Here is a 25,810-nt window from a genome sequence, read left to right as displayed (position 1 = left end):
GGGGAGGTCCTCTCATATGCGCCTGCGAAGTTAGCTGTCGGATTCGAGAGAGAGTTCACTCGGTTCGGTCAGCGGCAAACAATGTGCCTTCGATGTTGCTGACAGAACTTCACCCCAAGGCGCCCCCAAGCGCCGTGTGTGGTTCCTCCGCCCCTGCCTGGGAAGAATTGAATTGACTGATCCGCTGACAGGGCTAGGCGTACGGATCAGGCTCTTACCATTGGTTGCGTAAGAATGCCTTTAAAAAGTATCGTGTCGGCGTGTCTTGTTACAAATCCGTTATGTGTGTTTGTAGACACACGAAGCTCCGATGGTGTAACAGATGGGCCGATTGCACGGCATCCAGCACGAGCAGCGCTGAAGCTTTAGCCGGGTTGAAGGTGTTGTTTCACCGCTACGGCCGTGGTGGCTAGCCGGTCGCATGGCGTCGCCGCACCGTCTTGCGGACGCACGTTGCCGCTCGCTGGAAGGAGCGCTCCGTGAATTACGCAGCCTGGTGCTGCCTGGCCCAGGCGTTATAGCCGCCCGCAACATCGGCGACATCGGTATAGCCGAGCGCCTTCAGTGCGCTCGCGGCAACGCTGGAGCGCCAGCCGCTGGCGCAGTGCACCACGATGCGCTTGTCTGCCGGCAGCTCGTCGTGGCGTAGCGGCAGTTCGGCCAGCGGAATGTGCTGGGTTCCGGGAATGGCGCCGTCCTCCCGCTCCCCGGCATTGCGGACATCGAGAACCACCGTTTCCGGGTCGGCCAGGGCGCTGTCCAGTGCATCCGCCTGGACCCGGTCCGTGCTGCCTGCCAGCTGAGGCTGCGCCGCGAGCAGGTCGGGAAGATTCGGGATGAAACCGACCACTCTGTCGCAACCAATTCGGGCAAGACCCAGTTGGACTTCGGCTTCCTTGCCCGGCTCGGCCACAATGACGATCACGTCGCGGTGGTCGAAGAACATGCCCGCCGTTTCCTCAAAGCGCCCGTCAATGCCCACGTTGATGGAGCCGGCCAGATGGCCTGCGGCGAACAGTTTCGGCGGCCGCGCATCAAGAGTCCGTGCCCCTGAAGATAATGCACGTTCCAGCGCATCCTCCGGGAGTGCCGCTGGATGCAGTCTGCTTGCCATCACCGGATGCCTGCTGCGGTTCAGTCTGGCGTCGGTGGCAAAGTACGTCGGAGCGGACGGTTGGCCGCTGGTGATCAGGTCCACGAACTCGTCCTCGCTCATCGGCTGGACGGAAGGGTTCGCGGCCTGCTGCTGCCCGATCGTCGATTCGCGCTCGGCCGAGAGGTTCTTCCCGCATGCGCTTCCTGCGGTGTGCGCGGGGAGCAGTCGCACGCTGCGATCAAGCTTCATCAGGTCATCATGCACCGAGTGATAGAGCGCGCGGGCCAATTCCACGGGATCAGCGCCGACGGATGCGGCAAGGTCAGGTCGGCCCACATCGCCGATGAAGAGGGTGTCTCCGGTCAGAGCCGCATGCGGTGTTTTGTCCGTTGCGCGCTCGCGGACCAGCACGGTGATGGACTCCCAGGTGTGGCCGGGGGTCTCATGGATCTCCAGTTCGACCTCACCCAGCGAAATCTTTTCCCCATGGTGCAGTTTGCGGAAGTCGTAGGCTGCTTCCGCCCGTGCGCCGAGCCCGATCCACGCTCCGGTGGCGGCGGCCAGTTCGAGGTGTCCGGCCACAAAATCGGCATGGAAGTGGGTGTCGATCACGCCCACGATGGTGAGGTTGTTTCGGGAGGCGTCGTCCAAGTACTGGTCGATGTCCCGCTGCGGGTCCACGACAACGGCTTTTCCGGTGGTCTCGTCCCCGATCAAATAGGAACTCAACGATAGTGAACTGAGGTGGTATTGATTCAGGATCACCGGTCCTCCTGGCGGGAGAAGGCCCTTGCCGGGGGTCTTGTCGGATGATGGTCATCCCAGTGTGGCACCGTTTCTGTGCGCGCAACAGGAATAGCATCCCTCCGGCAGGAATAATCCGGCAGTGCTCTCAGTTGTGAAGATAGATGCAATCGCATGAACAATAAGGACATGAAGGAGAAACCGGTGTCAGAGCGCAAAATCGTGGTGTTGTCCGCAGGGCTGGGCGTACCGTCTTCCAGCCGGCTGCTGGCGGATCAGCTGGCAAAATCCACCGTTGACCGGTTCCGGCAAGAGGGTGCCGATACCTCGGTGAAGACCTTCGAGTTGCGTGAGTACGCCGTGGATATCGCCAACAACATGGTGGCAGGCTATGCCGCGCCCAGACTCCAGGAGCTGATCGATGCGGTCACCGCGGCAGATGCGCTGATCGCTGTCACGCCGGTCTTCAGCGCCTCCTATAGCGGCCTCTTCAAGTCCTTCTTCGATGTGATTGACAAGGATGCACTGGCCGGAAAGCCGGTACTCGTTGGCGCGACCGGCGGCACTGCGCGCCATTCGCTCGCCCTCGACTATGCCATCCGCCCGCTCTTCAGCTACCTGCGCGCTCGCACGACGCAGACCGTGGTGTTCGCTGCACCCGAAGACTGGGGTGGCGTGGACGAGGCTGGCGGCGGCATCGTGCGCCGGGCAGGCCGTGCAGCAGCGGAACTGGTTGCACTGGTCCAGGATGTACCTGCCGAGGAGCAAGGCCGCGGCGGCATCGAGTCAATGAGCTTCGAAGAAATCCTCGCCAACGTCGGCCGCTGACCGCTAGCTCAAATACACCGTCGATATGCGGCAAGTTGACGACGGCGGCAGGTTGCCCGGGCGAATCACGTCTGGGCAACCTGTCTGTCAGTAGGGCTCCGGCTGGTCACCCAGATTGAAGTGACGGCCGTTGAGCTGCACTGGCTTGAGCTCAATGTAGAAATCCTTGAGCGTGGGAATCCAGGACTTGAGCCCGAGCTTTTCGGCAGCCTCGATTTCATTCCCGGACTGCAATACCCGTGCGGTTCCTTTGATCACGACGCTCCATGCCTCATCGCTGGTGATCCCGTCCGTTTCGAATATGACGTTCTCGTTGATCGTGACTTCAGCCAGCTTGGTGCCTGGTGCGCTGCGCATCAGCAGCTTGCCGTCGTGGGCGAGGTAGTTGATAGGGAAGATATCCGTCTCCCCGGCGGCAGTCAGGACAATGCGGCCGTGTTGGGTCTTTTCCAGCAGCTTCCAAGATTGCTCGTCGGTGAGTTCTAGGACCGGTTCATCGTGTTGGAACATCATGCACCCATTCTTCTACGCTGCGTCCGCAATCACTGTCCCCAAGTGGGGCTCAGTCCGGCAGGCACAGTCCAATGAAGGCGCCCAGTTCTTCAAGTCCCTCCGGCTTACTGGGGAGGTAGCTGGTCAACTCCCGGGAACGGACGATGACCGCCCGCCACTGCCCGCGGGAAACAGCTACATTGGTCCGATTGCGGTTGAGTACGAATTCCATTCCGCGCGGGGCTTCGGACGGTGCCGATACTGCCGTCGACACGATCACCACCGGAGCCTCCTGGCCCTGGAACTTGTCCACGGTTCCCACCCGGACGCCGCCCAACCCGGCTGACTCAAGCTGGTGCCGGATCAGCTGGACCTGGGCGTTATAGGGTGCCACCACCAGAATGTCCGGCGGACCCAGCGGCCGGGTTGTGCCGCCGTCCGTCCAGTGCAGACCGAGGTGCCGCTGGACCTGCCGTAGAACTTCAGCGGCTTCCTCGGCCGACGAGGTCGAATTTCCCTGATGCTCCAGCAGGATGCATTCCACTCCCGCTGGCACGCCCTGCAGCTGGCGCCGGTCCGCCGCAGGTGCGCTGTGCAGGCGGCCTTCATAGGCGAGCCGCGAGACTGCGGTACATAAAGCCGGGTGCATCCGCCACGTGAGCGCGAGGAAATAGCCCAGCTCCGGCGGAAGTGTGGGGTGCCCGGCCGACAACCAGCCCAAGGCGGACGTGTCTACCGGTTCCGGATGAGTGGCCTGGGTGACCTGCGGCAACTGCTGCGGATCTCCCAGCAGGAGCAGGCGCCGCGTCGCGCGGGAGACGGCCAGGGTGTTGGCCAGCGAAAACTGTCCGGCCTCGTCGATAACCAGCAGATCCAGCGACCCTGGCGGAACTTTGCTGCCGGTCATCGTCCAGGCTGTGCCGCCGACCAGCGCCCCGCCCGGTTCGGTGAGCAACCGTTCCACCTCGGCGTCCGTGCGGTTCCGCCACGGGACGTTCTCCGCATTGAGCTTCTTGGCCACCCGCTCCAGCGGGACGCGGCCCTTCTCCACCGCGGCCTTCATCATGTTTTCCACGACGGCGTGAGACTGTCCGACCACGCCCACCTTCCAGCCCTGCGCAACCAGCCGACCGATGACATGCGCGCCAATATGCGTTTTGCCGGAGCCGGGCGGCCCTTGGACGGCCAGGTAGGAACGGTCCAGTGCCTGGACGGCGGTGGTGATCGCGTCGATGTAGCCGTCCGGCTCCTGTTCAACGACCGGTAGCGACGCCAGGTTGCGCAGTCGCGGCGGAACCCGGCGGAGCAGATCGAGTGCCGGATGCGGCGGCAGCTGTGGCAATCCGCTGCTCACCAGTCCGGCAAGGTCCGCCAGCGCCTGCTTCAGCGAGGTGGTGGCCGGCGGCTGGTTCGGCGACAGTGCCATCGGCAGCTGGTCATATGGATCCGCCTTGGACGGCAGCCGCTCCTGGACCAGCAGGACATCCTTGTCGCCGGCCGCATCCAACTCGATGACCTGCGTTTCGAAGCAGTAGCTGCGCTGGTCGACGCCGGTGTCCCTGGCCTGCAGGAAGTCCGGAAACGGCCGGTCGTAGAGCCGGCACAACGAGGTGCCTTCCTTGATGGTCGAGCCGGGGGCCAGCGTTCCGGTCAACCGGAGCACGCGGACAGGATTCCGCTTCCCCGGCGGCACGGCCCACTCCTCAACAACCTCCGCGTCCTGCACGATGAACACGTCCCTCGTGTCTGCCCAGTCCGGCACCGGCGCGTTCAGCCGGTCGAAGTGGCTCCACCAGAACTGCTTGTCCTCGCGGCGGTGGTAACCGACCGCCGCGGCAACCATGGCGATGGCCTGGTCATCATCGGACAACGGCTCGCCGGTATGCGCGGCCTTGTCCGCAGCGGCCGCCACATGGTCCAGCAGCCGCTGCTCGTCCTGGGACGGCTCGTCCGGAACCTCAGGTGCTGTCCCGCCGTCGACTGCGGCAACGCCATCGGCGGTCGAGCCGGGCTGGATGCCACGTTCGGCCGCCAGCTTGAGCAGCCAGTTACGCAGCTCGAGTGTGGAGACGCAGTCGTACTCGTTGTAGTCGCTGATTCCGGCGAGGATCTTCGCCGCCTCATCGGCCCGGCCGGCATCACGTGCCTCGCAATAGTGGGCATAAGCCACCACCGAGGCCCCGGCATCCGTCACATCACCGCTGCGCAGGTTATCGCCCATGTACAGCGGCTCGAGCTTCTTGATGCTGTAGGAGTTCTCCGAGATCCGCAGGCTGTTGCGCACCGTGTCGTAGAGGTCAACCAGCACGCCTTCGCGCAGCAGCCCGTCCACGGCGTCCTCGCCCAGGACATGCTGTAGCGACAGTCGGCGCAGGGCTGCCTTTTCGTAGTTGGCGTAGTGGTAAATGTGCAGGTCTGGATACCGTTCGCGCCGTTGTGCGACGTAGTCCAGGAAGTTGGCCAGGGCTTGGCCTTCCTCCGCACGGTTGTGCGCCCAGAACGGCAGGAACGGCGGCTTGTCCTGCGGGGAGACCGGGTTCTCCACCACGCCGAAAAGGTACTCGAGGCCCCACGTGCCGGCGGCATCCTGCCAGAGCGGATCCCCCTCGAAGTCGAAGAAAATGTCACCCTGACTGGGGCGGGGGAGCGCGGCCAGCGCGTTTTGCTCCAGCACCCGGTAGGAGACCTTATGGGATTCACCGTCTTTGGCCGTGAATTCGACCGATCCGTCCGGCTCTTGGACGCCGGTCTGCATGCGCGCCTGATCCCGCAGCCTGGCTAACGTTCCGCCGGAGTCTTCGCCCGCCGGCAGCGGCATGGCGGCGAAGTCATCGATGGTGCGGATCCCGTCTGCCATCAGCTGGCGCCGGCGCGTGGTGCTCATGTGTGAAACCAGCAGCAGGTCCCGGTGCAGTTTGACCTGCTCGGAGCAGTAATCGCAGCGGCCGCAGGCGGTGTAGCGTTCGTCATTCCAGGCCACGGGATCCGGCTGCCCACGGTGCTGGCCGGTGATGGCCAGGAACCGGGTCCGGCGCTCCTTGAAGGCGGGCAGGATGTCCGTCAGGCTGTGGTTGCTGCGCACGCCGTTACCCAGCACCAGTGTGACCGTGGGGGAGGGCGTGATTCCGGCTTTGGCGAGTTGGTCGCCGTAGGCGGCAAGCTGCAGCAGGGCGGTCACCTTGGCATGGCGGGCCAGCTTGGTGTCATACACCGCGTAACGCAACGTCCCGCCGTCGTTCTCCTTGACGAGGAAATCCGAGCGGCCATGGAAGCTGCCGTCAAAAAACGCTGCCTGGAACACGACATCAGCCCCGGCCTCCAGGGCGGTAATGGATTCGGCGTGCTTGGCAGTCAGCTCCGGGCGGGTGTAGCCGCTGGTTTCGGCAATCTCCACCACGCCGGCCCCGAACCGGTCCTTGAATTCCTGCAGCACCCGGTGCTCATGGACATCGCCGAGCACCGCCGTCCGCTCCAGCATCTCGTCCGGAGCGAAGACGGCCTTGGGTGTGCGGCCCAGCTTCTCGTCCAGCTTCCGCAGCAACTGGTACTCGCAGCCGGCAGCGACCACCAGGTCACTGGCGGTGAAGACCAGTTCCGGTGCGGCGCCGGCTGATTCGGATTCAAGCAGGAACACAAGGCCTCCCGGGCTGACGGTGCCGCCGGCGTCGGAATCCCTGAGCTGATTTCCGGCGTCCGCGGTTGTTGATAGACGTAATTGACTTCTACCAGCCCGGTCTGACAATTTATGACGGTGCTGCGGCGGTTACCTGTCCGCAGGGTCCATTTCCATCCGCACCAGCGAAAAGAATCGGTTGCCAGCGCCGCTGCGGGTGCTGGGAATGAGCAGTTTCGCGTACTTCTCACACCACTGGGCGGTGCCGTCGGAGTCCAGGGCGGCCTTTTGCACAGCGTCGATGTCCTCTGAGAAGAACATCTTCTGTACGCCCTGCTGGCAGAACTGCACCAGGCTGAGCTGGGCTTCAATGTGGATCCGGACATCCACCCATTCGTCAAAGATGCTTTCGTCCGGAAGGCTCGCGGCCTGGTCGGTGTGCTTGCGGTCGTGTTCTGTTGAGTATGTATTCATCATTTCGTTCTCTCGATAGTTCTTGCCCGCACGGGTCCCCCTTAGAACCTCGTCGTTCTGCGAATATGCAGGCCGCTTCGTCATCCGAACCACCCACGAACATGGGGTTGGTGCGTGACCGGTCGGAGCCTTGGCAACACCACCGGCTAGCCGATTGTGTTGCCCGTCACATCTCGTGAAGCACTCCTACTATATGGTCACGGACGCAGATAGCCAAACGATTGCCCACAGGTAAACATCCGGATTGGGCTAAATGTCGCTTCGAGTCGCTGGTTCTCGTCCTGTTACACAGCATGAACAACAGTGCGTGACGCGACGCCGAACCCGTGGCATACTCTCAACAGCTTCAGGAACTGCGGTCGCTAAGCTCCGACTTGGCCGCATACCAACCCCACGCTCTATGGGTGGTTCGGATGACGAAGCGGCCTGCATTCGCCGTTGGCAGATGGTGCGGGCAAGAGCACGCGAAAGGACCGGTGCCCGGCACCGTTTTTCATGACCAGTATTTCCCCTGCACGCCAGGATCTGCGCGTAATGAGCCTCAATGACTACGAGCACGTAGCAGCCGCCCGGAAGGATTTTGTCGATTTCCTCCTCCGCACCGGCCGCGCTGCCGCCGCTCGGTCTGCCGCCGCCAACCCGATCAACACGGGCTCGTGAGGGAGCAAGCCGGCCTGCTGCTCGATACGGATGTGGTGACGGAGGTGCGTAGCGCGGAGCCGCACGCCGCCGTCGTCGATTTCCTGCAGCAGCGCCGACACCTGCGCATCTTCATCTCCGCGCTGACCGTTGGGGAACTGCGTGCCGCGCATGCCCAGCAGGAAACTGCGTCAAACAACGACGACGGCCGCTGGCTTGCGGAGCTGACCAAGCGTTTTGAGGGCTTCATCCTGCCGGTGGACCTGAAGGTCGCGACGGTCTGGGGGCCGATGTCCAGCCGCCCGGATGTTCCGGCCGTGGAGTCGCTGATCGCGGCCACGGCCGTCCGGTACTGCCTGACCGTGGTGTCCCGCAACGTTGCCGGCTACAGCAAGCTTGCCGTGCCGGCCATCGATCCGTGGCAAGTGGGCAGGTACGCCGTGGCGCAGACTGCGGCTCCGGACCATAAGCCCGGATAACGCGCGGTGCTGAGCCAGGGTGGGGAAACAGCGTGGGGAGCCTGCTAAAAAACCGCCAGGGGAACTGTGGAAGCGGGTGGAACTGGATAGGCTTTCCTTATGTTCCGGTACACCTTGCGTCAGATCCAGTACTACGTGGCCGTCGCTGAATCCGGCTCCATCAGCGGCGCTGCACAGGCCTGTCATGTGTCGCAGGCGGGAATGTCGCTGGCCATCAACGAGCTGGAAAAGGCCGTCGGGACCCAGCTCATCGTCCGGCGCAAGGCGAAAGGTATTACCCTGACCACTGCCGGGCGGGGCTTCCTCAAGGACGCGCAGGTGCTCCTGCGCGAAGCCGAGGAGATCCAGGCCCGGATCGAGGAACGGCACGGGGAACTGGCCGGGCCGCTGGCGATCGGCTGCTACACCACGCTCTCGGCGTTCTGGGTTCCGTTGATGACGGCGGGTTTCGCGGCGCCGAATCCCAAACTGGAGCTGACCATCACTGAAGGGGCGGCCGATGAGCTGCAACTGCAGATGCTGGAGGGCAGGCTCGACGCCGTGCTGACCCACACGCGGCATGTCACCGGCGGCGCAGAAATGCGGGTGATCAAGGAAGGTCGGCCCTACATCCTGCTGGGCGCGGAGCACCGGTTGGCCGACCGCGAGAAGATCGCGCTGCCGGAACTCGCCGAGGACGACATGGTGCTGCTGGACATCCCCTCGGTGCGCGACAACCAGCTGCCGAACCTGCGCGACGCCGGGCTGGACCCGAAAATCGCGTGGCGGTCGACCAGTTTCGAAGCGGTGCGCGGGATGGTAGCCCGCGGGCTGGGCTATACGGTCCTGGTCCAGCGGCCTCCGCTGGATGTCAGCTACGAAGGGTTGCCGCTCGTCTGCGTTCCCATCGACGGGCATATCGGCCACAGCGACATCTGTTTCGCCTACCCTGGGCGCCAACGGTTAAGCCGGCGCTTGACCGCGCTGATGGATTATTGCGCCCAAAGCGTCGACGCCGGCGACAGGGCAGCTGGGCGGCAGAGCAGCGGCGAGGCAGGGCTGACCGGGCGGCCGAACCGAAACACCGCTTAACCAAGCGGTGCCGGCTCCCGCAGGAACCGGCACCGCCGTCGTCGTACTTTTATTTCATTTCACTGCTCAGGTCCATGTTCTTGCCTTCCTTGGTGGCCAGCACACAGACGGCCGCCACGACGAAGGACAGCAGCCAGACCAGGCCGACCAGCCACAGCTCCCCGCCGGCGATGATGACCAGGCCGGAGGCGATCATCGGCGTGAAGCCAGCGCCCAGGGTCGAGGAAGACTGGTAGGTCAGCGAGGCGCCCGTGTAGCGCATCCGGGTGGGGAAGAGCTCGGCCACGAAGGCGCCGAACGGCCCGAAGATCACGCCCTGGATGATGCCGTTGGCCAGGAACAGGCCGATGGCGAAGCCCCACAGCGTGTCGGTCTGCAGCAGCCACAGGATGGGGTAGGCCAGGACGGCTCCGGCGATCATGCCGGCCAGCATGACCGGCTTGCGGCCGTACTTATCGCTCAGGCGGGCCGCGAACCAGATGGCCACGATGGTCAGGGTGGCGCCGACAGCCTTGATGTTGAGGACCGAGGTCGTGTCCACGCCGGCCTCGATGATGTAGGAGACCGCCCACACCGTCATCAGGCCCTGCACGGTGTAGGAGCTCATGCCGGCCAGCACACCCAGTACCAGGTTCTTCGGGTACTTGGTGACAACCTCGACGAACGGGATCTTCTTCTTTTCCGCAGTTGCTTCGAGTTCCAGGAACAGCGGCGTTTCGGCAACCTTGAGCCGGATGACCAGGCCCACGGCGATCAGCACGAGGCTCAGCAGGAACGGGATCCGCCAGCCCCAGCTCATGAACGCTTCCTCGGGCAGGGTAGAGAAGGCCGAAACGGTCAGCGTGGCCAGCACGGCACCGGCGGGACCGCCCATGTTGGCGAAGCTGGCGGCGAAACCGCGGCGCTTGGCCGGGGCGTGCTCGAGGGCAACCAGCATGGCTCCGCCCCATTCACCGCCGACGGCGAGTCCCTGGACAAGCCGCAGCACCACCAGCAGGATGGGCGCCGCCATGCCGATCTGCGCGGTGGTGGGCAGCAGACCGATCAGCGTAGTGCCCGCACCCATCAGGGTCATGGACACGATCAGTACGGTCTTGCGGCCGATCCGGTCGCCGAAGTGGCCGAAGATCGCCCCGCCCAGCGGACGGGCGACGTAACCGACGGCGAGCGTGCCGAAGGACATGAACAGCCCGACGGCGGGGGAGACGTTCGCGAAGAACACCTGGTTGAAGACGATGGACGCGGCCATCGCATACAGGATGAAGTCATAGAACTCGATGGCGCTGCCGATGAAGCTGGAGGCCAGGATACGGCGCATCTGCTTCGTGTTCAGGCTCTCCGAGATGGAGGATGCCTGGGGCTGCGGGGGAGTCATGGTGTTAGCACTCATTGGACAGTAGCCATTTCTTCCAGAATACGGTCAGTGGAGTCAGTACCGAAGGGAATAACGTCCAGATCGTTCGGAACGTAGAAGCGGCCGCCGAAGTCGGCGCCGGCGCTTTCCCACACGGACACGGGGGTGGTGCCTGGTACTAGATGGTGCAGGGCCAAGGCTTTTGCCCCTGCGCGGTTGGCCAGTGCGACTGCTTCAGCGGCACTGGTGTGCGATTTCTTGTGGTGGTCGATGGAGGCCTGGCCGGTGGAATTCGCGGCCGAACCATAGGCACGCTGCACCCAGTCAAAATCGATGGCCTCGTGGAGCAGCAGGTCGGTGTCCGCTGCGAGGCGGACCAGGTTCTCGCACGGTGCGGTGTCGCCGGAGATGGTGACGGAGCCGTGCTCGGTGTCGAACCGGAAGGCGAAAGCGGGGGCGATCGGCGGATGCTTCACCAGCGTGGCCGCCACCGTGACGTTTTCGTCCCGGTAGATCTCGAAGCCCTCCATGGCGGGAGTGGGATTATCGTTCGGGTGGTAACCACTCGCCGTCGGGATTTGGATGTCCTCGGGCACGAAGTAGTCGAAGGGCGAAGGCCGCAGCGCATCCAGAATGCGGTCGTTCAGGTCCGTGGCGTAGGCAGCCATGAGATGGGTGAACATCGCCTTGGTGCCGGGCGTCGGGTTCTCCGGAAAAACCGGCGAAGGCGCGACGGCGGCACGGGCGGAAACCGGGGGAAGCTCGCCGCGGTCGCCGGGGCCCATGATCCTGATCTGGTGCTGGTTGTCCTTCAGCGTGAACATGCCGAAGATCGCCAGGCTGCCCAGGTCGATCGTGTGGTCCGAATGAAGGTGCGTGATGAAGATGCCACGCAGCGAGTTGACCGGAAGCCCGGCGAGCATGAGCTGGCGTCCCACGCCGTGCCCGGCGTCCACCAGGTAAGTGCTGTCGCCAACAACGACGGCGGTGGCGATCCCCGAGCGCTTCCCGGCATTCTCGCCGGTCCACCAGCGTGGACCGCCGGCGGTGCCAAGGGTGACGACGCGTGGCGTCAGATCCGTACCGGTCATGTTGCAGAACTCCTTGTGTTGCTTATCACTTCCTATCGATAATCCGGTATCTGCAATGACCTGTAAAACTGTTTAAACCGGAGATCTAAACTGGTTTTGCTTATGTTTGGCGCGAGGCTAGCCCAAGCGACGAGGCCGACTAGCCCATGGTGATGAGGCCGACGGCCGCGCCGGCACTGACCAGCCCGACCAACTGCCGGGGGGCCAGCCGCTCCCTGAGTACGGTGATGCCCAGGACCACGGGGAGCACCGGATAGAGGGACGAGAGCACCACCGCGATGCTCATCAACTGCAACTGGGCCGCGAGCATGTAAAGCGTCAGGGCCAGCGCGGCCATGCCTCCGATCAGCGCGGCAGCCAGGACGGTTCGCGCCCCGATGCCGCGCAGCTTGGCGGCGGACGGCCGGGCGAGCGGCAGGATGGCCAGCGCAGCGGCGACCCGGCCGGCAACAATAGGCCACAGTCCTGCTTCTGCCCCCACCTGCGCCAGGGCGATGTACTGCAGTGCGATTCCGATGCTCGAGAACAGGGCATCGAGTGTGCCGGCAGCGCGTGAACCTTGCGGGCCGTTCTTGGTGACCGAGATCAGCCACAGTGCCGGGATGGCCAAAGCGATTCCCAGCCAGGCCGGGACGGTGGGACGATCACCTAGGACCGTTACGCCGACAAGGACGGGAAGGGCGGTGCCGCCAACGGCTACGAAAGGAACGACGACGCTCATGCTGCCGTGGCTGAGGCCACGGTAAAGGAACACCATGCCCATGCCCGTCCCGATGCCGGACACTGCACCCCAGGTCAGGTCCGCCAGCTCGACGGACGGTGCCGGGAAGAGTGGCGCGGCGCCCACGCTGAGCAGCAGCGCGCCCAGCTGGCCGATGAGGGCGATCGTTGTTGGATCTGCCCGTCGCGACAACAAACCGCCGACGAAGTCCGCGACGCCGTAAAAGAACGCCGAGCCCAGGGCGAACAGAATTGCCACGGCTCAGGCTGTCCATGCCGAATACTGCATGCCTCATGCAACCATCAGCAGCTGCCTATGGCAACGGCCCCAGTGGCATCGATGAATCACCGGAAGGCGCCGTCGTCGTTCTTGAAAGGTCCTTGAAAACCGGGTTCCGTTCCTCTATCGCGGATCCTTCATTGTTCCTACACTGCAGTATGGGCATCGATGTTGAGCAGCTGTACCGGGACCTGCATGCGCACCCCGAGCTTTCCTTTCAGGAGCACCGGACCGCCGGGATTGTGGCTGAGCATCTTCATGCCTTGGGCTTCACCGTGCACCCCAGCATCGGCGTCACCGGTGTTGTCGGCATCCTCACCAACGGCCCGGGCGGGACAGTCCTGCTGCGGGCGGACATGGACGGCCTGCCCGTAGAAGAGGCGACAGGACTTGACTATGCCAGCACGGCCCGTGGTGTTGATCAGGACGGCAAGGACGTACCGGTCATGCATGCCTGCGGCCATGACGTCCACGTCGCCTGCCTCCTCGGGGCCTTGGAGCGGCTCGCGGACGAGCGCGCAAACTGGCAAGGAACGGTCGTCGCGGTTTTCCAACCGGCCGAAGAGTCAGGCGGCGGGGCCCAAGCTATGGTCGACGCCGGCCTCTTCGACCTTGTTCCCCGCCCGGAGGTGGTTCTCGGCCAGCACGTAGCACCATTTCCCGCGGGTTGGATCGGCATCAGGCCCGGCGTCGCCATGGCCTCGGCGGATTCGATCAACATCACGATGTTCGGAGCGGGCGGCCATGGTTCCAGGCCGGAAACAACCGTCGACCCGGTGGTCATGGCGGCTGCGACAACCATGCGGCTCCAAGGGATTGTTTCGCGGGAGCTGGCCGCCGGCGATTCGGCGGTTCTGACTGTCGGACAGCTCCACGCCGGAACCAAGAACAACATCATCCCTGCGGAAGCCACCTTGGGAATCAGCCTGCGCACCTTCGATGAGCCGGTCCGGACGAAGATGGTCAATGCCATTGAGCGGATCGTCCGAGGCGAAGCATCGTCGTCGGGCGCCGTCAAGGACCCGCTGATCAGCTACGACGAACACTTCCCGCTGACCCGCAACGACGAACAGGCAACCCTTCGAACGACGGCGGCACTGGGCAACGTTTTTGGCCAGCGGATTATTGATCCCGGTCCGATCTCCGGAAGCGAAGACGTCGGAGTGCTAGCCACAGCTGCCGGGGCGCCGCTTGTTTTCTGGTTTGTCGGTGGCGCCGACCCGTCCTTGGCCGAAACCTTGGCAACCACTGGCAGGCTGCCCGAGGACATTCCGTCGAATCACTCGCCGCATTTCGCTCCGCTTATCCGGCCGACTCTCGGCCTCGGGATTGATGCGCTGGTAACCGCGGCGCGTGAATGGCTGAATTAGCCAATGGTGAAGCGGCGGGGATAATGGGCGGGTGAAATCTATACTTTGTCCCTGCCAGAGCGGGCAGGAGTATGCCGAATGCTGCGGCCGGTTCCACCGAGGTGACGCCGCGGCCGGCACAGCGGAGGAACTTATGCGGTCCCGCTATTCAGCTTTCGCCGTCGGCGCCGAAGACTACCTACTAAAGACCTGGTGCGTCGAGACCAGACCCACCGCGGTGGAACTGGATCCGAAACAGAAGTGGACGGGATTGGAGATCCTCCGTACTCGAAAGGGCAGCCCGCAGGACAAAATGGGCACCGTCGAATTTACCGCCCGTTTCCGGCAGGACGGCGCCGACCACGAGCACCACGAGGTCAGTACGTTTGTGCGCGACGACAACGGCAACTGGGTCTACCGCGAGGCGTTTTAGCCCTCGAGTAGCCCGCGGATGTCGTCGGCGGTGAGTTTAGAGGAGAACATGGCGTCGTCGTCCATCACGGAGGAGAAGAGCTTGGACTTGCCCTCCTTCAGCGCCATGACCTTCTCCTCGATGGTGTTCTTGGCGACCATACGGTAGACCATCACGTTCTTGGTCTGCCCGATCCGGTGCGTCCGGTCCACCGCCTGCGCCTCGCTGGCAGGGTTCCACCAGGGATCAAGCAGGAAGCAGTAGTCCGCTTCCGTCAGGTTCAGGCCGAATCCGCCGGCCTTAAGGCTGATCAGGAAGACGGGCGCGTGCCCTTCCTTAAAGCGGTTGATCACTTCGGCGCGGCGGCGGGTGGAGCCGTCCAAGTAGGTGTACTCGACGCCTTCGACATCGAGGCGTTCGGCTGCTTTCTTGAGGAAGCTGGTGAACTGGCTGAAAATCAGCGCACGGTGGCCTTCCGCCAGCACGTCCTCGAGTTGCTCGAAGAGGACATCCAGTTTGCTCGACGGTACGGCGGCGTAGTCATCATGGATCAGCGAAGCATCCAGGCTGAGCATGCGCAGCAGCGTCAGCGACTGGAAGATGGTGAACCGGTTCTTGTCCATGTTGTCCACCAGACGCATGATCTTTTGCCGCTCGCGCTGCAGGTGGGTGTCGTAAATCTTCCGGTGCTTGGCGCTGAGCTCAACCTCGAGGATCTGCTCCTGCTTCGGCGGCAGGTCCGAAGCGACCGCCTCCTTGGTACGGCGTGTCATCAGCGGCCGGATCCGTCGTCGTAATCTGGCCAGCAGTTCGGTGCTGCCGCTGCGTTCAATGGGCCGCTGGTACGTGTCCGCAAATTTCAGCGCCGAGGGGAACAACCCCGGGGCCGTAATTGCGAAGATGGACCACAGCTCCATCAGATTGTTTTCCATGGGTGTACCGGTGATGGCCAGCTTGAATGGTGTCTGCAGGTGGCGGGCGGCCTGGTGTGCCTTCGTGGTGCGGTTCTTCACGAACTGCGCCTCGTCAAGGATCAGCCCGGCCCACTTCTGCTCCTGGTAGTCCTCGGCATTCAGCCTGAAGATCGTGTAGGAAGTGATAACGACGTCGGCCTCTGCCACCGTCTCGGACAGTGGCCGGCGGGTTCGCGCCTGGGTATCGGTGATCGAGGTGACGCGCAGGCCGGGAGCGAACCGGCGGGCTTCGGTCACCCAGTTGGGCACTACGGAGGTGGGAGCGACGACGAGGAAGGGGCCGAGGTCGTCCGCTGCGGTTTCTTTGGCGTGAAGCATCAGTGCCAAAGCCTGCAGCGTCTTGCCCAGGCCCATGTCGTCGGCGAGCACTCCGCCGAGACGGTACCGCCACAGGAAGGCCAGCCAGTTGAACCCCTCGGCCTGATACGGGCGCAGCTCCGCGTGCAGTCCGGCCGGCAGGGGCGTGGGCTCCACCTGGTCAAGCTTCAGCAGACCACTGACCGACTGCTGCCAGGCCTGCGCCTGCTCCGTGTCCTCGGCGAGCTCCTCGAACTCGGCCCATAACCCGGCCTGGTAGCGGCTGATCTGCAGTTCGCCGCTGCCGCGGTCCTGCAGGGCCATGGCCTCATCCACCAGTTCGCGCAACTTGTCGAACACGGGCTGTTCCAGCGACAGGTAGGTTTTGTCCACCAGCAGGAGCTTTTTCTGCCCCTTGGACAGCGCCTTGAAGATGTCGCCAAACGGAATCTTGCGGCCTGCCACCGTGACCATGACACCCAGATCGAACCAGTCGGTCTGCTCGGTTTCCACGGTGCTGATGGTCAGTTCCGGCGTCTCGGTGAGCTCGCGGTAGTCAGGCTGCTCGCCGACGACGTCCACGCGCACGCCGTCAATCTTTTCCAGCCGGGGAATGGTCTCCTGGGTGAAATCCACTGCGGCCATGTCCTTGACCGTGGTTTCGGCCGGAATGTGCTCAACGTGCAGGATTTTGCGGACGGCAGCCTTCAACTCGGCTTCGGCTTCCGTGTCCCGGTACCCGGTTTCCTGCGCGTCTGCCTCGAGCGGCTTGCGGGCCGCCGACTCATTCCGGCCGTATTCGAAGACCCATTCCAGCTTCAGGCTGTTCGCCTTGCCGTAGGTCGCAGTGAGGACCAGCGCCGGTGGCAGGATTTCCGGCAGCTCCACGGAGGCGTCGCTGCTGGTGACGCTGATGGTGCGCTGCAGCCGGGGGTAGACCTGTTCGAGGAACTGCGGGACATCTTGCTCGGGAACGGCGACGGCGGCGGGCCGCTGCAGCAGTTGCTGCTCGCCGGCAGTCAATTGCTTTTGCGTGGGAGCAAGCGTGATTTGGCGCAGCACATTGTCGTAGCTGTAGGCTCCGTGGTTGCCGATGGCGCCGGCCATTTCCAGCGGCTGCGGCGTCCCGTCGATGTAGAGCGAGGGCTCCAGTGTCAGGCCGGCCTCGGGTGCCCGGGCGTCCAAGCGGAGCTCGGCGTGCCGGCCGATGATGACCGCGGTGTCCGCCTTGGCGCCGAGCATGGCAATACCTAAGCGCTTGGCCTCGTCAAGCAACTGCCACAGCAGCGGGCTGCTGAACTCATCCAGATACAGCCAGTCATTGTCCTCGCCGAAATGCAGCTGGCCGCTGGCGCGGTGGAGCGGCACGAACTGCGAAAACCAGCGGTGCTGCTCAGGATCAAGACTCATTCCGAAGGTCTTGAAACTGATGGAATTCCAGCGCAGATTGTTCCTGACCCAGCGGTCCTTATCATTCCGGACCACCGGGCGCACGCCCAGCTGGATCCGGTTAGTAGGCACGCGGCCGCTATGGCTCACGCCCGATCCGGGCCGCCATTGCTGGTGCGCCTGCAAGGTCTGGTCCCGCACTTCGAACTGCAGCCCCAGCGGCATCAGGCGGCTGCGCGTCTTGCGGCCGATGCTGCTGGCAGCGCGCTTCGGGGTGGACTGCGGTCCCGCTGCCAGCAACGAGTCCAGCGCCTGCTGCCACTGCGGAACCGCCGGAGAAGCCGATGCGCCGTAACCGGCAAATGGAGCGGGATCAGCGGACAGCTTGAATTCCTCGTTCGCGCGCAGATTCATCAGGTTGCCGTACAAGAGGGTGGCTGCCACGTGTTTGCAGTCGTAACCCACCGGGCAGCTGCAGGAATTATCGAGCAGGCTGTACCCGGCGTCGTGCTTCTTCTTGAGCTGGACCCGGCAGCGGTACGGCACCGCAGCGGTGCCGTTGACCCGGCTCTGCAGCACGCCGGTGTCCGGATCCCAGGTCAGGTCCTCGACGGCGTTGCCCGAGGAGTAAGCTTTGCCGCGGGCAAAGGCGGCACCGCCGACATGGCGGATGATCTCGCCGGCATCCACCTGCGGAAAAGAAAGTTGGGGCACGTCTTCCATCTTGTCACGCACCGCCGACAGGCCGTGGCCGGGTTCGCGCTGAGCTCACAGCCGCGGTGGCGGCGTACCTATTTGCTGGCGGTTGTGCTGTTGTCCGGTTCGATTTCCGTCCCCGCGGCAACCAACCGGTTCGCCGGAATCTGGGCTCGGGCGCCGAGAACGGTGATGTCGCCGTCGCCGCCGATCTTCGCATTGCGGCCGACGACGACGCCATCGTCGGCGATGACCCGGACCAGCTGGGCATCCGGGCCCACACCGACGTTGCGCAGGAGGACCGAATCCGCGACGACGGCGCCTTCTTCCACAACGGTGCCGGGGCCGATGACGCTGCGCTGCACCGTCCCGTGGACTGTAGCTCCCGCCGCGATCAGGCTGTCCTCAATCCGCGCGCCGGCGGCAATGAACGCGGGCATCAGCTGCGGGCTGGCGGTCAGGACCGGCCACGCAGGATCGTGCAGGTTGAATCCGCCGCCGTCGAGCAGCTCCATATGCGCTTCCCAGTAGCTGGGCACCGTGCCGAGATCGCGCCAGTACCCGTCCAGCCGGTGCTCCGCCACTGCTGCTTTCTCCACCAGATACGGGACGAGGCTGTCCCCGTAGTCCTGCAGCCCGGCCTCCGAGTCTGCGAGCAGATCCATGGTGTCGAGCAGGACCTGGGCGTCGTAGAGGAAGACCTCCGCGGCCACCAGCTTGCCCTGCGGTTCCTCCGGCTTGTAGTCGAATCCGGTGACCCGGCCGCCGTCGGCCTGGACCACGCCGAAGCGGGAGGCATCGCCGTCGATCTCTGTGGTGACCATGGTCATCGCGGCGTCGGCCCGAAGGTGCGTGTCGACCACGTCCCGGAAATCCAGCCGGTACAGATGGTCGGCGCTGAGGACCAGGACCAGATCCGGATCGAAATCGCGGATCAATTTGGCCTGCCGGTAGAGCGCATCCGCGTTGCCTTCGGCGAAGCCCTCGCCGTCCGCGCCCTGGTACGGCGGCAGGATCTGCAGGCCGCCGTGGGTGCGGTCCAGATCCCAGGGCCGGCCGTTGGCGATGTGGTCGTTCAGCGAATAGGGGAGGTACTGCTCCACAATCCAGACGTCCGAAATGTGGCTGTGCTTCAGGTTGGACAGCGGGATGTCGATCAGGCGGTAGTGGCTGCCGAACGGGACCGAGGGTTTGGACCGCTGGTCCGTCAGCACGCCCAGGCGGCCGCCCGCCCCGCCGGCGAGAATGATTGCCAGGATACTCGGTCGTTTCATCTTCCAAGCCTACTGACTACCGCGCTTCTCCACGCGAACGACGGCGGAGCCTTACCTTTGGCGACAAGCACTGTTAGCGTGGAAATCACCGGCCGCAGGCACTGCAACGCAACCTGGGAACGCCGCCTGAGGATGAGAAGGAGAAGGTCAATGAGCACTGACGCCAGCAATCCGCAAGAGGATCCGACGACCGAGCCGGAGGGGACTATCCCCAACACACAGGACGGTGTGGGCATGGGCGCCGGCGGAGAGGAAAGCACCTTCGAACCGGAAGAGACCCCGGAGGCCGCCCCCGAGGACACCGGGCATTCGGCCAGCGGTTCCTCCGACGACAGCGGCGCGGGCAGCAGCAGTTCTTCCGAGAGCGGTTCCGATGACCTGAATGACGGACGGCCCGCCCCGGTGGCGCACGAGGAAAGTTCGCCGGACCTTGGTGCGCCCCAGCAGGCCTCCGCCGAGGACGCATCGGCCGATCCGGAATCCGTTGAAGTCCCGGTGGCAGGCGAACCGACGGGACCGGCGGCGGAAAAGGACCGGCAGGAACCGGACGACCGCGGGCTGACCACGGACACGTCTTCCAGCGAGTAGCACGAAGCCGGTAGCCGAAGGGAACGCCGCCGGGAGCGGCAAACCAGCCGGGCAAGCAGCAGCCGTCCTTCCTGATGGGGCGCGGGAGGGGCGGCTGCTGCGTGCTTAAGTCCTTACTGCCGGAAGCGGGCCAGCGGGTTGGCCAGCGTTCCCTGCAGCTGGAGGCTGCCGGAGGGGTCAGCCAGATCCAGCATCTGCTGGTTGTTGCGCAGCTGCAGCCGGTTCAAGCAGGACAGCGTGAACTCCGGCGCGAAAAGATCGTGCCGGGCGAAGGCGTCCGCGAGTTCGGGATGCTGCTCCTGATAGTCACTCACGACGGCGGCGACGGTGTGCCAGAACTGAAGCTGGTCCAGCTCGCCGTGCTCATGCAGGATCGCGGCGAGGAAGCGGAAGAAGCAGTCGAAGACGTCGGTGAAAATGGAGAGCACTTTGTCCTGCTCCGGCACCTCGACCCGAATACGCGCGGCCGCGGCCGGCACCTGAACCGTATCGCCCAGCAGCACGATCTCTTCGCCAATGTCCTTCATGATGGCGCGCACGGGGACGCCGTCCTGCAGCACCAGGATCAGGTTTTCGCCATGGGGCATGAAGACCAGTTCGTAGCGGTAGAAGCAGTGCAGGACCGGAACCAGGTAGGCCTGCAGGTAACGGGTCAGCCATGCCGTGGGGGAGAGACCCGAGCGGTTGATCAGGGCAGCGGCCATCGGCTGGCCGTCCGCATCCACGTGCAGCAGCGACGCCATGGTGGTCAGTTGTTCTCCCGGTGCCAGCGAGGGCATCGGGCTCTCCCGCCACAGTGCCGAAAGCATCTTGCGGTGTCCGGAACCGGCGGGCGAGCCGGCCTCGAAATAGCGGTTGCGGTAGCCGATTGCAGCAGTTTCGCGCAGGATGCTGAAGCCTTGGTCCTGCAAAGTTCCGTCGGACTGGACAAGGCGGTAGACCCAGTCGTTGATTGCGGGTGTGCTCTCCATGTAGTCGGGTGAGAGCCCGCGCATGAAGCCCATGTTCAGGACCGACAGCGCCGTCTTGACGTAGCACTTGGTGCCGGTGCTCCGATTAAAGAACGTGCGGATCGACTGCTGCGCCTGGTACAGATCCTCGCCCGGCCCCAGATAGACAATGTGCTGCCGGGCGATCTCGGCGGCGAAGGTGACCGTCAGTTTGTTCTCCCATTGCCAGGGATGGACCGGCATGAGCAGGTAGCCCTCCGGCAGCAGGCCACGGGAGGTTAGCTCGGCGTCGTAGGCGGCCAGGGCCGCAGCACCGAGCTCGGCCTCCATGTGGTCCCGGTAGCCCAGTCCGTCGATCGCGTGGAACGCCGCGTGGTCCCGGTGCACGGCAATCCACACCAGGCGGACGCTGCTGCCGGTTTCGGGTGCGTACGCGAGATAGTCGTGCAGGCCGAAACCGAGCCGGCCGTTGTTCGCGACGAAACAGGGATGCCCCTCGGACATGGACCGCTCGATGGTTTGGAAGTCCGAGGCACGATCTGCCCCACCCGTGACGCCTTGGGCCAGCGCCGCGGAATCCGGGGCGCCCGGGCGGATAGCCGGATCCGCGGCAGGATCCGCGGCCGGGCCGGAATTCTTGTAGGCGTGTCCGGACAGCGTGCTGCTGATCTCCTCCAGGTAGACCGGGAGCATGGCCTCGTTGATGCCGAGGGTCCGGCGGAACTCGGTGATGAAGTCGAGGGCATCGAGGGGCCGCTCCGCGCCGTCGATCACGCGGTGGATACTGGCAGCGGGGATCAGCCAGTGGTCCAGCTCCAGCAGCTCGGCGGCGAAGAGATACTGCACCCGACCGTCGTCGGAGACCAGCCGGTAGGCGCCGCCGCCGCGGGGTTCGGGTGTGAAGATCCGCTCGTGCGAGAACTCGGCCAGGGCTTTCCGGACCAGATGGCGGTTCGCCGCAGCCCAGCGGGCGGGCGTCAGATGGAGAGGCTCACCAGCTGTGGGCCCGGGTGTCGTGACATTCCGCCAGGCACCGGGGTGAAAGGCGGCGTCGTGAGTTGGTACGTCTTGGGTTGCGACGCCTTCAGTTGGCAGGGAAGCGTGGCGGGAATCGGCTGCGGTAGTCATGATCGGACTCCTTCGATGGCTTGGCTGAATTGTTCGCGGGTGCAGAAACTGAGCAGGGCGTCCTTGTCCGGCAGGGTGAGGACGCGGTCTTGCCGGAAGCCCATGCGGGCGTTGAGGGCGAGGATCTTGGCATTGCGCACGTCCGGCTCGACCACCACGCGTTCGGTTGCGGGCCGGTCGAAGAGGAACTGCATAACGCTGCGAAAGACGGCCGCAGTGTAGCCGGTGCGCGGAACCTCCGGCGGCCCGACCAGCAGATGCATGCCGACGTCGCCCGGCAGCACATCGTAGCGGCCGGCCAGCGGTGAGTACTGCGGTTCGTAGCATTCGAGCAGGAAGGCGGGGACACCGCCGTCGCACCCTAGCCACGCCTCGTGGTGCGGGTCGGCGGCGATCTTGGAGTGTTCCCCGGCGACGTCGCTGACGGTGGCGTCCAGCATGTCCCAAAAGCGTGCGTATTCCTGCGTGACCCAGCTGTGCAGGAGGGGTGCGTGCGCGGTGGGATCAACGGGCTCAAAGGTGAAATTCACAGCGCCGCCTCGGCCGCCATCGGTGTGGCCAAAGGAGCGCTCAGCGGAGCGGCAGGCACGGAGGCATCGGCTTGCGCCGCCGCAGGCCGAACGCCGGACGCAGCTGCCGGGGGAACACCGAACTCCTGGAACGCGATGCGCCGCTCCACCGGGTAGTACTCCCAGCCGAGCATCTCGCGGATGATGCAGGAATTCCGGTACGCGGCCATGCCCAGATCCGGCGTGACGAAGCCGTGCGTATGCAGTTCGGCGTTCTGCACGAAAATCTCACCGGGCCCGACGCCGATGCCGTAGCCGCGGTCCACATCGAACCTGCCCTGGCCGTCGCGGCGGATCCGGTGGTTGATGCCGGCCAGGAAATCCGGCTCCCGGTAGGTATAGCCGGTACCAAGAACGACGGCGGCGCTTTCCACCGCGAACCTCCGCCCCTGTTCGAGGTGGTGCAGTTCCAGCGTGTGGAGTCCGGTCACCGGGTTGTACTCCGCCGCCTCCAACGAGACATTGGTCAGCAGCCGGGTGCGTACGGGACCCGTCAAGCTCTTGGTGTAGAGCAAGTCGTAGATGTCGTTGACCAGGGCGCCGTCGATGCCTTTGTACAGATTGTGCTGGTTGGCATTGAGGCCCTGCCGGGTTTCCGCCGGCAGGGCGTGGAAGTAGTCCACGTAGTCCGGCGATGTCATTTCCAGCGTCAGCTTGCTGTATTCGAGCGGGAAGAACCGGCCCGAGCGGGTGACCCAGTTCAGCTCGTAGCCACACGTATCGATGTCCTGCAGCAGGTCGTAATACAGCTCGGCGGCGCTCTGGCCGCTGCCGACAATGGTGATGCTGGCGCTGTCCTGCAGTTCGCGTTTCCGCTCCACATACTGCGAGTTGTGCAGCGTGGTTCCGCCGGCATCGAGGATGCCGCGGCAGGACTCCGGGACGAAGGGCTCCGTCCCGGTGCCCAGCACCAGCCGGCGGGCGCGGCTGACGGTTTCATCGCCGGTGCCGGTGTTTTGCGTGCGGACTTCGTAACCGCCGTCGTCATAGCCGACGTGGACCACGCGCTCGCCGAACCGGACGTTGGGCAGCTTGGCCGCCACCCATTGGCAGTACTGGTTGAATTCCGCGCGGAGCGGGTAGAAGTTTTCGCGGATGTAGAACGGGTACAGCCGTCCGGTGTCCTTCAGGTAATTCAGGAAGGAGTACGACGACGTGGGGTCGGCGAGGGTGACCAGATCGGCCAGGAAGGGCACCTGCAGATGGGCATCCTGGAGCAGCATACCGGGATGCCAGTCGAAGCCGGGGCGGGCATCCAGGAACAGGCCGTCGAGCTCGGGGATCGGTTCGGTGAGGGCGGCCAGGCCCAGGTTGAAGGGGCCGACGCCGATGGCGATGAAGTCGTGGATTTTGGTGTTCATGCCCGCTCTCCCGCCAAGTAGCCGGCACCGATGTTCCGGACCAGGGCGAGGATCTCCTGCAGGTCTTCCAGCGTGGTCTCCGCATTGAGCAGGGTGAACTTCAGGTAGTGCCGGCCATCAACCTTGGTCCCGGCGATGACTGCTTTGCCCGAAGCGAAGATGGCCTGGCGGATGTGGAGGTTGAGGGCGTCTGCCGTTTCTCCGTCGAAGCCGACGGTGCCGTTGGGGCCGTCCACGCAGTCCGGAGCCTGCGGCAGGTAGCGGAAGACCAGAGTGCTCAGCTGGGCCGGGGCGGCGAGCTCGAAGTCCGGATCATTCGCCAGCAGTTCGCCGGCCTGCCGGGCCAAGTCGATTGACTCATCCAGCAGGGCACCGATACCGTCCGGCCCCATGATCCGCAGGGTCAGCCACAGCTTAAGGGCATCGAAGCGCCGGGTGGTCTGGATGCTCTTGTCCACCTGGTTGAGGGAAACGGTGCCTGCCGTGCTCTGCGGGTTCAGATAATCCGCGTAGTAGGCCACGTGCCCCAGCATGGCGCCGTCGCGCACGAGGATGGCGCTGGAGCTGACCGGCTGGAAGAACGTCTTGTGGTAATCCACTGTGACGGAATCTGCGGCACCGATCCCGTCCAGCAAGTGCCCGTGCCGCAGCGAGGTGATGAGCCCGCCGCCATAGGCCGCATCCACGTGGAGCCACGCGCCGAACTCCTCGGCCAGCGTTGACAGGGCGGCGAGCGGATCGATGCTGCCGAAGTCGGTGGTGCCCGCCGTCGCCACGATGGCCAGCGGGAATTCGCCCCGGGCCCGGCTGGCTGCAAGAGCCTCTCGCAGGGCAGCCGGGTCCATCCGTTGGTGGGCGTCGCACGGAACCTGAATGACGCCGTCGTACCCCAGGCCCAGGAGCGAGGAGGACTTTTCGATACTGAAGTGGCTTGCCTCGGAGGCGAAAATCCGCAGCCTGTCCAGCAGGCCGGGCAGGCGTTCGGAGGCAAGGGCCGGATCCTGCCGAAGCCGGCTGACGGCATGGTTGCGGGCGATCAGCAGGGCCTGCAGGTTGGACTGCGTGCCGCCGCTGGTGAACACGCCATCCGCCGCCGGTCCCAGACACAGCCGGCCGGCGGTCCAGTCGATCAACCGGCGTTCCATCAGGGTGGCGCCGGCGCTCTGGTCCCAGGTGTCCAGCGAGGAATTCACAGCTGAGAGGACGGCCTCACCCACGAGTGCGGGGATGACCACCGGGCAGTTCAAATGGGCCGCGTACTGGCTGTCGTGGAAGTAGACGGCGTCGCGAAGGTAGAGGGTTTCGAGCTCCTCCAGCGCAGCGGCAGTGTCCGCCAACGGGGCTTCCAGGTCGACGGCCTCCACCACGGGGGCCAGCTGTGCCGGGGCGATTCCGGTGAAGGGCCGGTCGACGCGGGAGACCTTGGTGGCGACGAGATTGACCGCCTGCAGCACATCGGCCACATAGCGCGGGGAATTGCGGGCGTTGAAGAGCTGGTTGCTGGCGGCGAGAGCCAGTTCGATCCGCGAGCCGAAGTCGGCCCGCTCTTCCGTTTGGGGCAGCAAAGTCATCAGCAGACTCCCTGAAGTAGCCGGGGAAAGGAACAAAGGCAACCCTTACTTAGGCTTACCTTTGCGTCAAACTTTTGTGCCCTAATTGGTCGAGAGTGAGGAAATCTTGGGACTTAAACGTGGAATCTTCGCATTACCTCTTCCGCATGGGCCGCTCCCGGTGGAAAATTTGCGCACGCGACTTTGCCAAGCGCGGGGCGGGCCGAAATCCGCTTGCCGACAAAATGACCCCGCCCATCGCTCCGGCCGTAGTGCTGGCCACGTATTACTGACTGCCCGGTCGGAAGTTGTGAAACAATACACGGGTCCCCGTGATGGCCCGCATACCGCCAGAGCCCGGGACTAATCTCCCCAAGGATAGGAAAATGGCT

20 protein-coding genes and 3 riboswitches are annotated in these 25,810 nt (G+C 64.4%); of the genes, 7 read left to right on the top strand and 13 right to left on the bottom strand.

All coding sequences use genetic code 11. The features are described 5' to 3' along the window. Positions 1–4 precede the first annotated feature (4 nt). Positions 5–177, bottom strand: a riboswitch (cyclic di-AMP (ydaO/yuaA leader). Positions 178–484: 307 nt separating this feature from the next. Next, on the bottom strand, positions 485–1,861 hold the full coding sequence (locus AC5RWO_RS08130) for an MBL fold metallo-hydrolase (protein ID WP_498730794.1): 1,377 nt from the start codon (positions 1,859–1,861) through the stop codon (positions 485–487). A gap of 183 nt (positions 1,862–2,044) precedes the next feature. Here AC5RWO_RS08130 and AC5RWO_RS08125 point away from each other — a divergent pair, with 183 nt between their 5' ends. Continuing rightward, positions 2,045–2,668, top strand: coding sequence for an FMN reductase (locus AC5RWO_RS08125; protein WP_498730792.1), 624 nt, complete (start codon positions 2,045–2,047; stop codon positions 2,666–2,668). Between the two features lie 87 nt (positions 2,669–2,755). Here AC5RWO_RS08125 and AC5RWO_RS08120 read toward each other — a convergent pair whose 3' ends face one another. From AC5RWO_RS08120 to AC5RWO_RS08110, 3 genes are all read right to left on the bottom strand, one after another. After that, a complete protein-coding gene (locus AC5RWO_RS08120; RefSeq protein WP_498730791.1) occupies positions 2,756–3,181 on the bottom strand; it encodes a pyridoxamine 5'-phosphate oxidase family protein in 426 nt (141 codons plus the stop codon). 49 nt (positions 3,182–3,230) lie between these two features. Next, on the bottom strand, positions 3,231–6,794 hold the full coding sequence (locus AC5RWO_RS08115) for a TM0106 family RecB-like putative nuclease (protein WP_498730789.1): 3,564 nt from the start codon (positions 6,792–6,794) through the stop codon (positions 3,231–3,233). Positions 6,795–6,923: 129 nt separating this feature from the next. After that, on the bottom strand, positions 6,924–7,250 hold the full coding sequence (locus AC5RWO_RS08110) for a hypothetical protein (protein WP_498730787.1): 327 nt from the start codon (positions 7,248–7,250) through the stop codon (positions 6,924–6,926). A gap of 10 nt (positions 7,251–7,260) precedes the next feature. Further along, a riboswitch (SAM riboswitch) is annotated at positions 7,261–7,428 on the bottom strand. Between the two features lie 163 nt (positions 7,429–7,591). Further along, a riboswitch (SAM riboswitch) is annotated at positions 7,592–7,714 on the top strand. Positions 7,715–7,781: 67 nt separating this feature from the next. Here AC5RWO_RS08110 and AC5RWO_RS08105 point away from each other — a divergent pair. The 3 genes from AC5RWO_RS08105 to AC5RWO_RS08095 all read left to right on the top strand — a co-directional run bounded on the left by AC5RWO_RS08105 (position 7,782) and on the right by AC5RWO_RS08095 (position 9,436). Next, on the top strand, positions 7,782–7,907 hold the full coding sequence (locus tag AC5RWO_RS08105) for a hypothetical protein (protein WP_498730785.1): 126 nt from the start codon (positions 7,782–7,784) through the stop codon (positions 7,905–7,907). After that, positions 7,904–8,365 (top strand): PIN domain-containing protein, encoded by a 462-nt coding sequence (locus tag AC5RWO_RS08100; RefSeq protein WP_498730783.1) that lies wholly within the window; start codon positions 7,904–7,906, stop codon positions 8,363–8,365. The genes AC5RWO_RS08105 and AC5RWO_RS08100 overlap by 4 nt, the downstream gene beginning before the upstream one ends. Positions 8,366–8,464: 99 nt before the next feature. Next, complete coding sequence (locus AC5RWO_RS08095) at positions 8,465–9,436, top strand: LysR substrate-binding domain-containing protein (RefSeq protein WP_498730782.1); 972 nt, start codon at positions 8,465–8,467, stop codon at positions 9,434–9,436. 49 nt (positions 9,437–9,485) lie between these two features. Here AC5RWO_RS08095 and AC5RWO_RS08090 read toward each other — a convergent pair whose 3' ends face one another. From AC5RWO_RS08090 to AC5RWO_RS08080, 3 genes are all read right to left on the bottom strand, one after another. Then, a complete protein-coding gene (locus tag AC5RWO_RS08090) occupies positions 9,486–10,811 on the bottom strand; it encodes an MFS transporter (RefSeq protein ID WP_498730781.1) in 1,326 nt (441 codons plus the stop codon). Between the two features lie 11 nt (positions 10,812–10,822). After that, complete coding sequence (locus AC5RWO_RS08085; protein ID WP_498730779.1) at positions 10,823–11,881, bottom strand: MBL fold metallo-hydrolase; 1,059 nt, start codon at positions 11,879–11,881, stop codon at positions 10,823–10,825. Between the two features lie 139 nt (positions 11,882–12,020). After that, on the bottom strand, positions 12,021–12,860 hold the full coding sequence (locus AC5RWO_RS08080; RefSeq protein ID WP_498730777.1) for an EamA family transporter: 840 nt from the start codon (positions 12,858–12,860) through the stop codon (positions 12,021–12,023). Positions 12,861–13,039: 179 nt separating this feature from the next. Here AC5RWO_RS08080 and AC5RWO_RS08075 point away from each other — a divergent pair, with 179 nt between their 5' ends. Then, positions 13,040–14,251, top strand: a complete 1,212-nt coding sequence (locus AC5RWO_RS08075) for an amidohydrolase (protein ID WP_498730775.1) — start codon at positions 13,040–13,042, stop codon at positions 14,249–14,251. A gap of 31 nt (positions 14,252–14,282) precedes the next feature. Continuing rightward, complete coding sequence (locus AC5RWO_RS08070; protein ID WP_498730774.1) at positions 14,283–14,663, top strand: YchJ family protein; 381 nt, start codon at positions 14,283–14,285, stop codon at positions 14,661–14,663. On the opposite strand, the gene AC5RWO_RS08065 is transcribed toward AC5RWO_RS08070, so the two are convergent. Then, positions 14,660–18,016, bottom strand: a complete 3,357-nt coding sequence (locus AC5RWO_RS08065; protein ID WP_498730772.1) for a DEAD/DEAH box helicase — start codon at positions 18,014–18,016, stop codon at positions 14,660–14,662. The genes AC5RWO_RS08070 and AC5RWO_RS08065 overlap by 4 nt on opposite strands. A 77-nt stretch (positions 18,017–18,093) precedes the next feature. Next, positions 18,094–19,272: a glucose-1-phosphate adenylyltransferase family protein gene (locus AC5RWO_RS08060; protein WP_498730770.1), complete on the bottom strand. Its 1,179-nt coding sequence runs from the start codon at positions 19,270–19,272 to the stop codon at positions 18,094–18,096. A gap of 150 nt (positions 19,273–19,422) precedes the next feature. Here AC5RWO_RS08060 and AC5RWO_RS08055 point away from each other — a divergent pair, with 150 nt between their 5' ends. After that, positions 19,423–19,860 carry a hypothetical protein gene (locus tag AC5RWO_RS08055; protein ID WP_498730768.1) on the top strand — a complete coding sequence of 146 codons (438 nt, stop codon included), beginning with the start codon at positions 19,423–19,425 and terminating at the stop codon, positions 19,858–19,860. 113 nt (positions 19,861–19,973) lie between these two features. Here AC5RWO_RS08055 and AC5RWO_RS08050 read toward each other — a convergent pair whose 3' ends face one another. From AC5RWO_RS08050 to AC5RWO_RS08035, 4 genes are read right to left on the bottom strand one after another with little or no spacing between them, the layout of a single operon-like run. Beyond that, positions 19,974–21,938: an IucA/IucC family protein gene (locus AC5RWO_RS08050; RefSeq protein WP_498730766.1), complete on the bottom strand. Its 1,965-nt coding sequence runs from the start codon at positions 21,936–21,938 to the stop codon at positions 19,974–19,976. Next, positions 21,935–22,468 (bottom strand): GNAT family N-acetyltransferase, encoded by a 534-nt coding sequence (locus AC5RWO_RS08045; RefSeq protein ID WP_498730765.1) that lies wholly within the window; start codon positions 22,466–22,468, stop codon positions 21,935–21,937. The genes AC5RWO_RS08050 and AC5RWO_RS08045 overlap by 4 nt, the downstream gene beginning before the upstream one ends. After that, complete coding sequence (locus AC5RWO_RS08040; RefSeq protein WP_498730763.1) at positions 22,465–23,868, bottom strand: lysine N(6)-hydroxylase/L-ornithine N(5)-oxygenase family protein; 1,404 nt, start codon at positions 23,866–23,868, stop codon at positions 22,465–22,467. The genes AC5RWO_RS08045 and AC5RWO_RS08040 overlap by 4 nt, the downstream gene beginning before the upstream one ends. After that, complete coding sequence (locus AC5RWO_RS08035; RefSeq protein ID WP_498730762.1) at positions 23,865–25,439, bottom strand: pyridoxal phosphate-dependent decarboxylase family protein; 1,575 nt, start codon at positions 25,437–25,439, stop codon at positions 23,865–23,867. The genes AC5RWO_RS08040 and AC5RWO_RS08035 overlap by 4 nt, the downstream gene beginning before the upstream one ends. Positions 25,440–25,810: the final 371 nt, after the last annotated feature.

It is taken from the genome of Arthrobacter sp. B055-34, from assembly GCF_059090425.1.
This window is presented reverse-complemented; position numbering and strand designations above follow the sequence as displayed.